Source organism: Gottfriedia sp. NPDC056225, assembly GCF_042267765.1.
In the GTDB taxonomy this organism is placed as follows: domain Bacteria; phylum Bacillota; class Bacilli; order Bacillales; family Bacillaceae_G; genus Gottfriedia.
Genome location: NZ_JBHJTJ010000017.1, coordinates 29,650 through 42,025 on the forward strand (window position 1 = coordinate 29,650; position 12,376 = coordinate 42,025).

The window sequence follows — 12,376 nt, forward strand, 5'->3', positions numbered from 1 at the left end:
TTCACTTTATAATAAAAAACCTGTTTTTATGCTCGAGTATTTTAACTAGCATAAAGAACTTAAACGAATTTCAGTCCTATTTCCGTTCATTTGATTGTCTTTTTTCATCGAATAGTCGTACACTATAAAGAGACTTAGTACATAGAAGGGGTTTTATAGTATGAGTGAAGTTTTTCAATTAACTGGTAACGTGGAATTTCCGTTGACAATCGATCCAAGTGTTTGGATTTTTGATGAGAGAAAAGTTAAATTAGAGAGTTTGTTAGCTGGTGAATTAAAAAAGGTTGATGAGCTTGAACAATATACTAAAAGTGTTTCAAAGCATTGGGATCGTGAAATTGTTGAAGGTGCGAAGGTTGATAATAGTCCTTTATTTGCTACTCAGAAAAAAGAATGGCTTAAGGAATCGTATGCAATGCCATTTTCGTATTTTATCGATAATAGTAAACCTAAAAGTCGCGATTTCGAAGTTACAGTTGAAACAGAACGTGGAGCAATCAAATTACCTTTTGAAGTGCTATATGAAAGTTATTTAGCCTTTTCATACAATGGTAAACGAATTTCTGAAAATGGGCCAGTTCATTTGTATTTTGTTGATGGTTCAAATAAGGATAACCCGATTACTTCAATAGTGAAAATTATATTGTAGCAAAAATAACATCTTACCAAATATAACTGGTAAGATGTTTTAGTTTTTATTCTAGTGGTTCTACAAAAGATCAGCTGCAAGCTGTGCGATTGAAGAACGTTCACCTTTAATTAATTTTACATGACCACTTATTTTTTGATCCTTAAATTTTTCAACTACATATGTTAATCCATTATTGTATTCATCTAGATAAGGATGATCAATTTGTTCAGGGTCTCCCATTAATACGATTTTACTCTTATCACCAACACGAGTTAAAATCGTTTTTACTTCGTGTCTTGTTAGATTTTGTGCTTCATCAATTATAATAAATTGCTCTGGGATACTTCTCCCTCTTATATAAGTTAAAGCTTCTACTTCAATTGAGCCCATTCCAGCTAAGATAGCATCTAGTTCACCAGGTTTTTTAGTATTAAACAAATATTCTAGATTATCATATATCGGTTGCATCCAAGGTCTTAGTTTTTCGTCCTTTTCACCTGGTAAATAACCAAGATCTTTACCTACTGGAACGATTGGTCTAGCTACTAATAATTTTTTATAACTTTGTAGGTCTTCACTTTGCATTAATCCTGCCGCTAAAGCTAATAATGTTTTTCCAGTACCCGCTTTACCGATTAATGTTACAAGTGGGATATCGTCGCGTAATAGTAATTCTAAGGCCATTGATTGTTGAGCATTTCTAGGTCTTATACCCCAAATATGTTCGTTTGAAAAAACGAATTTCTTAATTTTTGTTCCCGTTTTATCAACAACGCCAAGTGCTGAACTTTTACCGCCTAGAGCATCCTTTAATACGATAAATTGATTAGGATAAAATGGATGATTTGCAATATCCGAAACAGGTAGCTCAGTCTTCTCGTAAAACTTATTTAATAAATCTGTATTTATGTAATACTCCAAATATCCGGTATAAATATGGTCCACTTCAACCACTCTGTCGCTTAAATAATCTTCAGCAAATAAATTAAGGGCATCCGCTTTAACACGAACTAGTGTATCTTTACTTACTAAGATGACAGTTTTTCCATTTTCTTTTGCCTCTTCTTCAAGAGATAAATTTTTCGCTACAGCTAAAATGCGATTATCATTCGTTTTTTCAACAAATATCTCTTGTAATTGCTGAAACGAACGATGATTTAATTCAATTCTAAACGAACCACCATTTTCAAGAGGAATACTTTCATGTAATTTCCCTAGTTCTCGAAAGCTATCAATTAATTTGGATACATACCTAGCATTACGACCTACTTCATCCATATATCTCTTCTTTGAATCTACTTCCTCTAATACAACAGCTGGAACAACTACTTCGTTATCTTCAAATGAAAAGATTGCTAGTGGATCTTGCAATAGTACATTGGTGTCGAGAACATATATTTTACTCAATCCTTAACCTCCTGACTCAAATAACTCAGAATAGAATCACTAAATTTATTTCTAAATTGATTGTTCTTACCTTTTGTTAATTGTCGAAGAATGGACGAACCGTTTATATATTATATGAAACTCTCTCTACTTTAGAATAGTTTTTAGTGTTCAAAGGATCTTAGTCCGTTTAAAACAGCTACATCTAACTTTTTTGCCGCCCTCTCATCGTATGTTTTTGCATATTCAGGTTCGGCTGTTATTTTAGAGCCATAAAACAATATATTTTTCACTTCATTAATTTCTACTTCTATACATGCCAATTTTAACGGTATCCCAGGCATTTGTTTCGTTAGAATTGTTGCATTACCAGAAATATTATAAACTGTCTCATTTGAAAATAAGCTGAATGACACTCCACTAACTGCTTCTATATTCGATAAAATTGCGGATCTTTGGTCTACAGCAAATCGAATTGTTTTTTCATCTAAAGCAGTAAACCAAGAAATTGCATTCATAATTGGAACATTCTTTTCGGTGTTAAAAGTACTTAAAAAAACAATCTTTTCTTTATTGCAGTCTTCAAACAAACCTGGTGACAATCTTTTCTCAATACTGTTTGCCATCACTATTTCATCTCCTTTAAATAAAGAGTATACTAATATAATTCAAAGTTTTTTTAAAACTTCCTGCTAAAACCACTGTTTTCTAAAAATATATTCTAAAACCTGTTATAATTATGTTAACTTAAGTTACATATATAAGGAGAGAAATTTCACATGAGAGTTAAATGCATGATTTGTGATAAAAGCGAATCAATTAGCGATGAGTCCCCTATTGCTAAAAAACTAAGAAATCGTCCAATCCATACATATACATGCTCCGAATGCTACGATCGAATTAAAATTAAAACAGAACAAAGAATTGCAACAGGAAAGTTCCGTTTCTTAAAACCTGTAAAGGATAATGACGAGTGGTGATCTGAACATGAAAAAAGAAACCTAATGGGTTTCTTTTTTTTTGTGAGTTACTGTATTTGTGCATAAATGGGTGACTTTTGTTCATAAAACGGTGAGTTTCGTGCATAAACTGGTGGATTACGTTCATAAACCGCGGACTTTCGTTCATAAAGGCCTTTCCACACTAAATTATGATTGCAATCCAATGAAAAACATGAAGAAATATGTCCTATGTTTATTAAAGGTGTGAACTTTATTCGTGAAGCAACTGTCTTTGTGCATAAATGGGGTAGTTTGGTTCAAAAACTGGTGAGCTGCTGCTATTTTGGTTGGCAAACCAAAAATAGTTTAGCACCTCGGGGCAATTTTTATAATACCACGCTGTAAGCTTTTTAGAACCCTAGGCTAAGCCTAGGGTTTTCGCTTCCATAACAAAAAACTAGATTAATTTCTAGGTTTTTCAAAGTGTTGAAATATAAAATAGTCAATTGTTGAAATGTTACTAAGTGATTTATTTTATGGTAATATTTCTTTTAATGTTGTTATTGATTTGTTTTAATAGATAATTCGTTTGGGCATACCAACAAACTTTAGAATTGAATAAGTTGATTGGAACGGAGGGGTTTTCGCCCCATGGAAAGCGAGAATCCTGTAGTGGAAATCAACCACATACCGCTTCCTTTATATAAAAAAATTATTGATTAATTGACAAGTTCTTTTTCCCACTATGTAAAAAAACCTAGATAAATATCTAGGTTTTTAATACTTTTCCGGATTTACTTTCACTTGATCTAAGAAACAATCAATCATTTCAATTGGAAAACGAGTTGTACGTTCTTTTTCAGCTTGAGTAAATGTAATTAAATAAAAATCTTCCATTTTATCAATTTTTACGTTTGATACTTGGTGATCCTCTTTTAAAATCGAATCAAACATCTCATACGTCTCTTTAGCAGCTTCATCAGATGGTCTGCCTTCATAAATTACTTTAATCGTTAACCAATTATATAAAGCGTCCTGAACAGATTTCATCTTATACCAACTTTCTATAACTTGTTACGTTATGTAGTAGCTTTACTCTTTTTTGATTGATGTAGACGAATCTTATAAACACCTAATACAAAAACACTTGCTAGTAGTGCCTCTACAATTGGTATTCTAAGAGCTAGGAAAGTTAGCAAGCTACATCCAAGCATTAGTAAAATATAAATGACTAGCATTTTAAGGATACTTAATTTTTTGGCAAATCCTAAATGATATACTACAATACAAAGCACTACAATTAGAGCATATAGTATCCACATTGAAAGTTTTACATCATGAGTTGTATTTATTAGTTGTGTGATGACAAATTCGAATCCCTTTGGAGCTTTTTCCAAATCCATATCCCCCTATTAAATGACAAAATAAAACCGACTAAATAATAGTCGGTTTTATTATATCATAATTATTTTAAAATTTAATTATTCTTGTTCAGCGAATTTTTTCTTTTTCGCTGCACGCTCACGCTCGCTTTTATCAAGAAGCTTTTTACGTAAACGAATTGATGTTGGTGTAACTTCACAGTACTCATCATCATTTAAGTATTCTAAAGATTCTTCAAGCGTCATAATACGTGGTTTTTTCATTGTTGTTGTTTGGTCTTTGTTAGCTGAACGGATGTTAGTTGCATGTTTAACTTTAACAACGTTTACTGATAAATCATTATCACGGTTGTGCTCACCAACAATCATACCGTCGTATACATCTACACCTGGCTCAAGGAAAATTACACCACGGTCTTCAAGACCCATAATTCCGTAAGTTGAAGATTTACCAGTTTCCATTGAAACTAATACACCTTGACGACGTCCACCAACTTGACCTTGAATAGCTGGTTGGTAGCTATCGAATGAATGGTTAATGATTCCATAACCACGAGTTAATGTTAAGAACTCAGTAGTGTAACCAATTAATCCACGAGCTGGTACCATAAATGTTAAACGAACTTGACCGTTACCATTATTAACCATGTCTCTCATTTCACCTTTACGAGCACCCATTGATTCCATGATTGAACCAGTGTATTCTTCTGGTACGTCGATTTGTACATGCTCAACCGGCTCACATCTTACTCCATCAATAACACGGATTATAACTTCTGGTTTTGATACTTGAAGCTCATAACCTTCACGACGCATGTTTTCGATTAAGATTGATAAGTGAAGCTCTCCACGTCCACTAACGATCCAAACATCAGGAGAATCTGTGTTTTCTACACGTAAACTTACGTCAGTTTGAAGTTCTTGTAATAATCTTTCTTCAATTTTACGAGAAGTTACGAATTTACCTTCACGACCTGCAAAAGGTGAATTATTAACTAAGAATGTCATTTGAAGAGTTGGCTCATCAATACGTAAGATTGGAAGTGCTTCTTGGTGTTCTGCAGGACATACTGTTTCACCAACGTTGATATCTTCCATTCCAGATACTGCTACTAAATCACCAGCTTTTGCTTCTTGGATTTCAATACGTTTTAATCCAATGAATCCAAACATTTTCGTGATACGGAATTGCTTAACTGATCCATCAAGTTTCATTAATGCAACTGATTGACCAACTTGCATAGTTCCTCGGAAAATACGTCCGATACCGATACGTCCAACATAGTCATTGTAGTCTAATAATGTTACTTGGAATTGTAAAGGCTCTTCACTGTTATCGATTGGAGATGGAATGTGCTCGATAATTGTATCGAATAACGCATTCATATTTGATTCTTGTTTAGAAGGATCAGACTCTAAGCTAGAAGTTCCGTTGATTGCTGAAGCGAATACAACTGGGAATTCTAATTGATCTTCGTCTGCACCTAATTCAATAAATAAATCGATTACTTCGTCTACTACTTCATCAGGACGTGCGAAGTCACGGTCGATTTTGTTTACAACTACGATTGGTGTTAAATGTTGTTCTAAAGCTTTTTTCAGTACGAAACGAGTTTGAGGCATACATCCTTCATATGCATCTACAACTAAAAGAACACCATCAACCATTTTCATGATACGTTCTACTTCTCCACCAAAATCGGCGTGTCCAGGAGTATCCATGATGTTAATACGTTTACCTTCGTATTGGATTGCTGTGTTTTTAGCTAAAATTGTAATTCCACGTTCACGTTCTATATCATTTGAGTCCATTGCACGCTCATTAACGTTTTCGTTTGAACGGAATGTACCTGATTGTTTTAATAATTCATCAACTAACGTTGTTTTACCATGGTCAACGTGAGCAATAATTGCGATATTGCGTAAATCTTCTCTTTTTTTCAAAATATATTCACTCCTAAAATGTCTACACATCTGTTTTCATTATTAACTAAAACATTATAGCACATGCATGGCGAAATTTATCAATAAAATGTTTAATCAAAAATATAATTTATTAATAAATAATTAGTAAAGTTTTATTTTTTTCAAATTTACATCCGATTGGACAGAGAGTAAAATAAGATATGAACAGGAGGATTCATCATGTCTAACACTAAGTTTCGGCTTTTCTGCGTAGCACTTTTATCCGTAATCTTCTTAATTCTAGTTGGTATTATGCTAGCAGAACTAAGTATTATAGGGGCTGTCATTTCACTAATTATTTCAATTTCATTAGTTGGTTATGGTTTTTCATTACGTGCTAAATTAAAAAGAGAAGGTAAGTTTTAATATCTTACCTTCTCTTTCTTTATTGTAAAAATTCGATATAGTCGCTCATTAATTCTTTTTGAATAGAAGGATTACTTATTAGTACTGAGCTTTTTTTCAATATCGAAAGTTCTTCATTTTTTAGCGTTGTACATATTCCACCTAGCTCTTCAACTATAATCTTACCCGCAGCAAAATCCCATGGAGATAATCTTGGTGTAATATATGCATCGATTCGTCCCATTGCTACATAGACCATTTCGATCGCAGCAGTTCCATAAGATCTACTTCCCCTAACTCTACGAACAAGCTCTCCTAATTTTTCATGGTTTAAATAACGATTTTTTGTTAACCAAATCGCATTTACAGCTACTATAGCCTCTTCGATTACAATATTTTTCAAAGGAGTTATTTCTAAATCGTTTAAAAATGCACCTTCACCTTTTTTAGCGAAATATAGTTCGTTATGTATTACATCCAAAATAAATCCCATTTTACCGATTCCGTTGTCATAAATACCTAATGAAATTGCAAAATTACGTTTTTGATGGACAAAATTCATTGTTCCATCAATCGGATCAAGAATCCATACAATTCCATCTACTTGATTCAATTCATCGCCTTTGCCTTCTTCACCTAGCAAGTAATGATTCGGAAACTTCTTTTTTATTTTTTCATAAAAGAATTTTTCAATTTCTTCATCTTTATTTGTTACTAAATCATTTTCATTCGATTTCGTATTGATTGTAATCGAGTCGTATAAAGAGCTTTTAATATTTTCAGCTGCCTCTTGAAGCAATTTTCTTGCGAATTGTTCAATTTCTTTCCAGTCTTCATTCATTTTTAACACTCCAAACTCTCGTGCTGAACTATTTATATTATGGTCCTGTATATCAGTTTACCAATTTTATCCTAAAAAAACCTAATGAAATGATTTTTATTTAATTGAGGAACTTTTTTAGAGGGTGGGCATACGATAAATCATTGGGCGGGCGCTTAGAAGAATGAGCACACAGAAAAACGAACCTATTTAAAGGTTCGGTAAATAAAATTCGCTAAGCTTCTAGACGAATTAATTCTAATCTTAATAATTCTAATTTCTTCTTTGATTCAATCATTGCATCACTATCATTCACTGTCATAGCATCAAATAAAGTAGCTAATTCGTAATCTAATTCTAATCTAAGTACAGGTATTCTCTTTTCAGCATCAGTTCTTTTTAACGCATTAATCACTTGTCTCATCGTTATCCCTCCATAGAATATAAGTTGCAAAACAAATTGTAAAAGTTAATTAACAAAATTTTCTGATTTTTATCTTGCTACTAATATATGTTATTTAAGCTTATAATGTAACTAAATTATACAGAAACATATTACCCATTTGTTTTGGACAAACATGGTATACTAATCAGAGAAATATAGCTAGGGGGTTCCAACATGGTTCAAACTTTTTTTAAAGAAAGTGATTTTGAAATATTTACAACTGACTCAAATTTAGAAAATAGAATGAGTGCTATACAAAATGAAATTCAACCAAAGTTTAAAGAAATTGAAGAAGAAATATTACCATTTTTAAATGTACAATCTGATCAAACCTTTTTTGCTCATATCGCTAAACATGCTCGTCGAACTGTGAATCCTCCAAAAGATACTTGGATTGCGTTTGCTACAAATAATCGTGGATACAAAATGCTTCCTCATTTCCAATTTGGACTGTGGGGTACACATCTTTTTGTCTATTTTGGCATTATTTACGAAAGTCCAAATAAGCAATCGATTGCAATTAATTTTGAAAAAAATAAAAATAAACTTTACAAAATAATTCCAAAAGATTTTGTTGTTTCATACGATCACATGAAACCTGATGTAATTCAAAAAAGTAAAATGAAAAAAGATGATTTCAGTGCGGTTATAAAAAGATTTCATGATGTAAAAAAAGCTGAATTTCTTTGTGGAATAACGATTCCTAAAGATGAAGCAATTACACTTACAAAGGATCAACTAATCCAACGTATTATAGAAACATATAATACTTTAATTCCATTATACAATATAAGTGTAAAATGAATTAATATAAGTGTTGTTTAATTATACATATGTCAAAATCAAAAGTCTATGCCCATTCTTTACACATTTTTCGACAGGACGAATTATGAAATTAATTTCAAAAGTCTAGGGATGTACATTTAAAGCCCATTTAAGGTAGCTAATAAACCTTTAATGGGCTTTTATTTTTGTTTTAAGATATTAGTTTTATCTAGATTACATTTTAATCTTATCGCCAGGTGCACCCTTTTTAGCTTTTTGTATTACTCGATATGCAGAATAGCCCGATAGCTCCTCTAATTCGTTACATAATTTTTTTTCTTCAGCAATGCTTGGTACGATTGACTTAAACTGTTTATACGCAGTCATTAGTTCTTCACGTTCTACTCCCTTTTCATATGCTTTTTCTACTGATGTGTAGAACGCAATTACTTCGATTGTCTCACTTGTTGACCAATCATATGAAATTGGGTATTGGTAATCCATTCAATTCACTCCTACTTTTATGTAATTAATTCCATTTTAACACATTTTTCAAATTTCATTCTTTATTTAAAAATTGATATAATTCCATCTTAATGAATAAAATTTCATAAATTTGTAATATTTTTCTATACAGAAAATTCATAGAATGATATAATCTTTTTGTTTTTCAAATGAAGATAAGACAGTTTTTAACTTAATGAGAGTAAACAGTTGAATTGTTTACAAACATATCACTTCCGAAAAACACTATTATTCATTAAATGGGGTGTATGTTAAATGAAACAAAATGAAACACCGTTATTTTCTTCTTTATTAGAACATGCAAAGAAGAACCCTATTCAATTCCATATTCCTGGACATAAAAAAGGAAATGGAATGGATCCTACTTTTAGAGAGTTTATTGGTGACAATGCATTATCAATCGATTTAATCAACATTGCTCCTTTAGATGATTTGCATCATCCAAAAGGTAAAATAAAACAAGCACAAGATCTTGCAGCTAAAGCTTTCGATGCAGACCACACTTTCTTTTCGGTACAAGGCACAAGCGGTGCTATTATGACAATGGTAATGAGTGTTTGTGGACCTGGCGATAAAATAATCGTACCAAGAAATGTTCATAAATCTGTTTTATCCGCAATCATTTTCTCAGGAGCGACACCAATATTTGTTCATCCTGAAATTGATAGTGAATTAGGTATTTCTCACGGTATTACAACAAATGCAGTTAAAGAGGCTATTTTAAATAACCCGGATGCTAAAGCAGTTCTAGTCATTAACCCTACATACTTTGGATTTGTAGCTGACTTAAAAAGCATTGTTGACTTAGCACATTCACATGGCCTTGCCGTTTTAGTTGATGAAGCGCACGGTGTACATATTCATTTCCATAATGAATTACCGATGTCTGCGATGCAAGCAGGGGCTGACATGGCCGCTACGAGCGTACATAAGCTTGGAGGGTCTATGACTCAAAGTTCCATTTTAAATGTAAGAGAAGGCATTGTAAATGTTCACAGAGTACAATCTGTTTTAAGTATGCTGACAACTACGTCCACTTCCTATTTATTACTTGCTTCATTAGATGTTGCAAGAAAAAGATTAGCGACTGTCGGTGAAGAATTACTTACAAACACTATTAGACTAGCAAATAATGCACGAAATAAAATTAATTCAATAAATGGTCTTTATTGTCCTGGTTATGACTTAGTAGGTAATGAAGCAACATTCAATTTTGATCCTACCAAATTATTAATAAGTGTAAAAAAATTAGGTGTAACTGGTCATGATGTTGAAGTTTGGTTAAGAGAGCGTTTTAATATTGAAGTAGAAATGTCTGATTTGTATAATGTTCTTTGCATTTTAACTCCTGGAGACAGCGAAGAAGATATTCAGAAGTTAATACACGCACTTGAAATATTAGGAACTGAATTTGAAATTTCAGAGCGTAATACAAATTTAAACGTTGAGATTCCTACTATTCCAAATTTAGCAGTCTCACCAAGAGATGCATTCTATTCAGAAACAGAGTCTGTTCCATTAGAGGATTCTGTAGGTAGAATTATCGCTGAGTTTGTAATGGTTTATCCACCTGGAATTCCAATCTTCTTACCTGGTGAAGAGATTACACTTGAAAATCTCGTTTATATTAAAAAGAATATTGAAGCAGGACTACCTGTCCAAGGTCCAGAAGATGAAGAATTATTAACTTTAAAAGTATTAAAATAAATAAACTCACAAAAAGAAATTAAGTATTTTTATAATATGACTTCACACTAAAACTAGGAAATGAAACCTAGTTTTTTTGTATTATAAATCACATCTAACTCATATAGGCATATGATAGGTAAGGTAATTATACTGATGCGTATTAAAAATTGTTTTTATGTTAGGATGTGGACTCATTGATAGTCGTGAATAATAAAATTGTTCATGCTTCATTAAAAAATAGCGAAGATTCAAATAATAAGCTTTACCAAGAAATATTGTCTAATTTAACGACTAGTAAAAAATCACATATTTATAAATCAGAGCGAGAATTATCATTTGATGTAACACTTCGAACTTATGTCCTAAAGGCGTCTAAAGAACTCTTAACAAGTGGTATGCAATTTAGAGTTTTTAGAAGAGCTTATTGTAATCCAATGTTTTGGATTCGCACACCAATGGGAGGATTCAGACTTAGGCCAGGCATAAGAGCTTCAATGGGAATTTATGATATATTTCGAAACGGACAATTTTATGCAACTGAATGTGCTACTGCAATCATAATGGTCTTTTATAAAGCCCTATTAGATTTATACGGCTATGAAATTTTTGACCAAATTTTCGATAACGGTTTTTACTTATACACTTGGAATTATGACCCTAAATTAGCCATATTAACGGCAGAAGTTGATCGCCCAGCACCAGGCGATGTAGTTTATATAAAAAATCCAGAAGTCGATCCAATGACTCCAGAATGGCAAGGGGAAAACACAGTTTGTATGGGAAGTAATTATTATTATGGCCACGGAATCGGCATACGGGGGCTTCAAGAGATCATTTACCATTTAAATATGCATAGATATCCTTTTGCAATGGTTTCTGCTTATTTAACAAATTTGAATACAAGAATTGACTCTAATGAAATGGCTCAATATTTAAAAGATAATTCAAAATTAATACCAGTAAAAACGCGAGAAGTTTCATCTGATGTAGTAACAGCAAGAATTGGAGATCAAACTCAAATTGCATAATTAAAAATTATGGCGACTCTTAAGTCAAAGGACTTTTGAGTAGCCTTTTTTATTTACGTTTATAAAACTACGCCATGGACAAACGAACACATTGTGAACTTTATTGATAAAGTTGTGAACTTCGTTGATAAAGTTGTGAACTTCGTTGATAAAAGCATGTTTCTCGTTGATAAAAGCATGTTTCTCGTTGATAAAAACATAATTCTCGTTGATAAAAACATAATTCTCGTTGATAAAAGCATAATTCTCGTTGATAAAAGCATGTTTCTCGTTGATAAAAGCATAATTCTCGTTGATATCTTGATAAATTCCGTTGATAAAAGCCTAATTACGATGAAACAATGATTAATTTCATTGGTAAATCAGTATGTCTCATTAAAATAACATAAAACTTTACTGAATTTTAAAAGATTAATAGTAATTGCCTATTATTAAGAAGATAAATACAAAAAAC

At 32.1% G+C, this 12,376-nt stretch carries 14 protein-coding genes; 6 read left to right on the top strand and 8 right to left on the bottom strand.

The genetic code is table 11. The annotated features are described in order from the left end of the window. The first annotated feature begins 160 nt into the window (after positions 1 to 160). Positions 161 to 649 carry a peptidyl-prolyl cis-trans isomerase gene (locus tag ACFCYN_RS12955; protein WP_375949696.1) on the top strand — a complete coding sequence of 163 codons (489 nt, stop codon included), beginning with the start codon at positions 161 to 163 and terminating at the stop codon, positions 647 to 649. 60 nt (positions 650 to 709) lie between these two features. Here the strand turns inward: ACFCYN_RS12955 and ACFCYN_RS12960 are convergent, their stop codons facing one another. Further along, on the bottom strand, positions 710 to 2,038 hold the full coding sequence (locus tag ACFCYN_RS12960; protein WP_098117699.1) for a PhoH family protein: 1,329 nt from the start codon (positions 2,036 to 2,038) through the stop codon (positions 710 to 712). A 143-nt stretch (positions 2,039 to 2,181) separates the two neighbouring features. Further along, positions 2,182 to 2,643, bottom strand: coding sequence for a PNPOx family protein (locus tag ACFCYN_RS12965; protein ID WP_172445341.1), 462 nt, complete (start codon positions 2,641 to 2,643; stop codon positions 2,182 to 2,184). A 153-nt stretch (positions 2,644 to 2,796) separates the two neighbouring features. Here ACFCYN_RS12965 and ACFCYN_RS12970 point away from each other — a divergent pair, with 153 nt between their 5' ends. After that, positions 2,797 to 2,997: a YlaI family protein gene (locus ACFCYN_RS12970; protein WP_088013081.1), complete on the top strand. Its 201-nt coding sequence runs from the start codon at positions 2,797 to 2,799 to the stop codon at positions 2,995 to 2,997. A gap of 738 nt (positions 2,998 to 3,735) precedes the next feature. On the opposite strand, the gene ACFCYN_RS12975 is transcribed toward ACFCYN_RS12970, so the two are convergent. The 3 genes from ACFCYN_RS12975 to typA all read right to left on the bottom strand — a co-directional run bounded on the left by ACFCYN_RS12975 (position 3,736) and on the right by typA (position 6,287). Beyond that, positions 3,736 to 4,008 (bottom strand): hypothetical protein, encoded by a 273-nt coding sequence (locus tag ACFCYN_RS12975; protein WP_098171261.1) that lies wholly within the window; start codon positions 4,006 to 4,008, stop codon positions 3,736 to 3,738. Between the two features lie 29 nt (positions 4,009 to 4,037). Next, on the bottom strand, positions 4,038 to 4,355 hold the full coding sequence (locus ACFCYN_RS12980) for a YlaH-like family protein (RefSeq protein WP_375949699.1): 318 nt from the start codon (positions 4,353 to 4,355) through the stop codon (positions 4,038 to 4,040). A gap of 84 nt (positions 4,356 to 4,439) precedes the next feature. After that, entirely contained in the window at positions 4,440 to 6,287 is a 1,848-nt protein-coding gene (gene typA, locus ACFCYN_RS12985; RefSeq protein ID WP_172447657.1) for a translational GTPase TypA, read from the bottom strand. A 198-nt stretch (positions 6,288 to 6,485) separates the two neighbouring features. Between typA and ACFCYN_RS12990 the strand changes: the two genes are divergently transcribed. Next, positions 6,486 to 6,671, top strand: coding sequence for a DUF5325 family protein (locus ACFCYN_RS12990; RefSeq protein WP_098117706.1), 186 nt, complete (start codon positions 6,486 to 6,488; stop codon positions 6,669 to 6,671). A 19-nt stretch (positions 6,672 to 6,690) separates the two neighbouring features. Here the strand turns inward: ACFCYN_RS12990 and ACFCYN_RS12995 are convergent, their stop codons facing one another. Further along, on the bottom strand, positions 6,691 to 7,491 hold the full coding sequence (locus ACFCYN_RS12995; protein WP_375949701.1) for an inositol monophosphatase family protein: 801 nt from the start codon (positions 7,489 to 7,491) through the stop codon (positions 6,691 to 6,693). Between the two features lie 214 nt (positions 7,492 to 7,705). Beyond that, on the bottom strand, positions 7,706 to 7,894 hold the full coding sequence (locus ACFCYN_RS13000; protein WP_098117709.1) for a hypothetical protein: 189 nt from the start codon (positions 7,892 to 7,894) through the stop codon (positions 7,706 to 7,708). Positions 7,895 to 8,089: 195 nt separating this feature from the next. Here ACFCYN_RS13000 and ACFCYN_RS13005 point away from each other — a divergent pair, with 195 nt between their 5' ends. Beyond that, positions 8,090 to 8,719: a YktB family protein gene (locus ACFCYN_RS13005; RefSeq protein WP_375949703.1), complete on the top strand. Its 630-nt coding sequence runs from the start codon at positions 8,090 to 8,092 to the stop codon at positions 8,717 to 8,719. A gap of 195 nt (positions 8,720 to 8,914) precedes the next feature. Here the strand turns inward: ACFCYN_RS13005 and ACFCYN_RS13010 are convergent, their stop codons facing one another. Further along, positions 8,915 to 9,184 (bottom strand): UPF0223 family protein, encoded by a 270-nt coding sequence (locus ACFCYN_RS13010; protein ID WP_172445344.1) that lies wholly within the window; start codon positions 9,182 to 9,184, stop codon positions 8,915 to 8,917. Positions 9,185 to 9,460: 276 nt separating this feature from the next. On the opposite strand from ACFCYN_RS13010, the gene ACFCYN_RS13015 reads away from it, so the two are divergent. Next, positions 9,461 to 10,912 carry an aminotransferase class I/II-fold pyridoxal phosphate-dependent enzyme gene (locus tag ACFCYN_RS13015; protein WP_375949706.1) on the top strand — a complete coding sequence of 484 codons (1,452 nt, stop codon included), beginning with the start codon at positions 9,461 to 9,463 and terminating at the stop codon, positions 10,910 to 10,912. 185 nt (positions 10,913 to 11,097) lie between these two features. After that, the gene (locus ACFCYN_RS13020; RefSeq protein WP_375949748.1) at positions 11,098 to 11,922 is read left to right on the top strand and encodes a protein-glutamine gamma-glutamyltransferase; all 825 of its coding nucleotides are present in this window, start codon (positions 11,098 to 11,100) and stop codon (positions 11,920 to 11,922) included. The last annotated feature ends 454 nt before the right edge of the window (positions 11,923 to 12,376 follow it).

Coding starts and splice junctions, on each gene's coding strand:
- ACFCYN_RS12995 (WP_375949701.1), bottom strand. CDS start 7,491: ATGAATGAAGACTGGAAAGAAATTGAACAATTCGCAAGAAAATTGCTT.
- ACFCYN_RS13000 (WP_098117709.1), bottom strand. CDS start 7,894: ATGAGACAAGTGATTAATGCGTTAAAAAGAACTGATGCTGAAAAGAGA.
- ACFCYN_RS13005 (WP_375949703.1), top strand. CDS start 8,090: ATGGTTCAAACTTTTTTTAAAGAAAGTGATTTTGAAATATTTACAACT.
- ACFCYN_RS12990 (WP_098117706.1), top strand. CDS start 6,486: ATGTCTAACACTAAGTTTCGGCTTTTCTGCGTAGCACTTTTATCCGTA.
- ACFCYN_RS12970 (WP_088013081.1), top strand. CDS start 2,797: ATGAGAGTTAAATGCATGATTTGTGATAAAAGCGAATCAATTAGCGAT.
- ACFCYN_RS12975 (WP_098171261.1), bottom strand. CDS start 4,008: ATGAAATCTGTTCAGGACGCTTTATATAATTGGTTAACGATTAAAGTA.
- ACFCYN_RS13010 (WP_172445344.1), bottom strand. CDS start 9,184: ATGGATTACCAATACCCAATTTCATATGATTGGTCAACAAGTGAGACA.
- ACFCYN_RS12965 (WP_172445341.1), bottom strand. CDS start 2,643: ATGGCAAACAGTATTGAGAAAAGATTGTCACCAGGTTTGTTTGAAGAC.
- ACFCYN_RS12955 (WP_375949696.1), top strand. CDS start 161: ATGAGTGAAGTTTTTCAATTAACTGGTAACGTGGAATTTCCGTTGACA.
- ACFCYN_RS13015 (WP_375949706.1), top strand. CDS start 9,461: ATGAAACAAAATGAAACACCGTTATTTTCTTCTTTATTAGAACATGCA.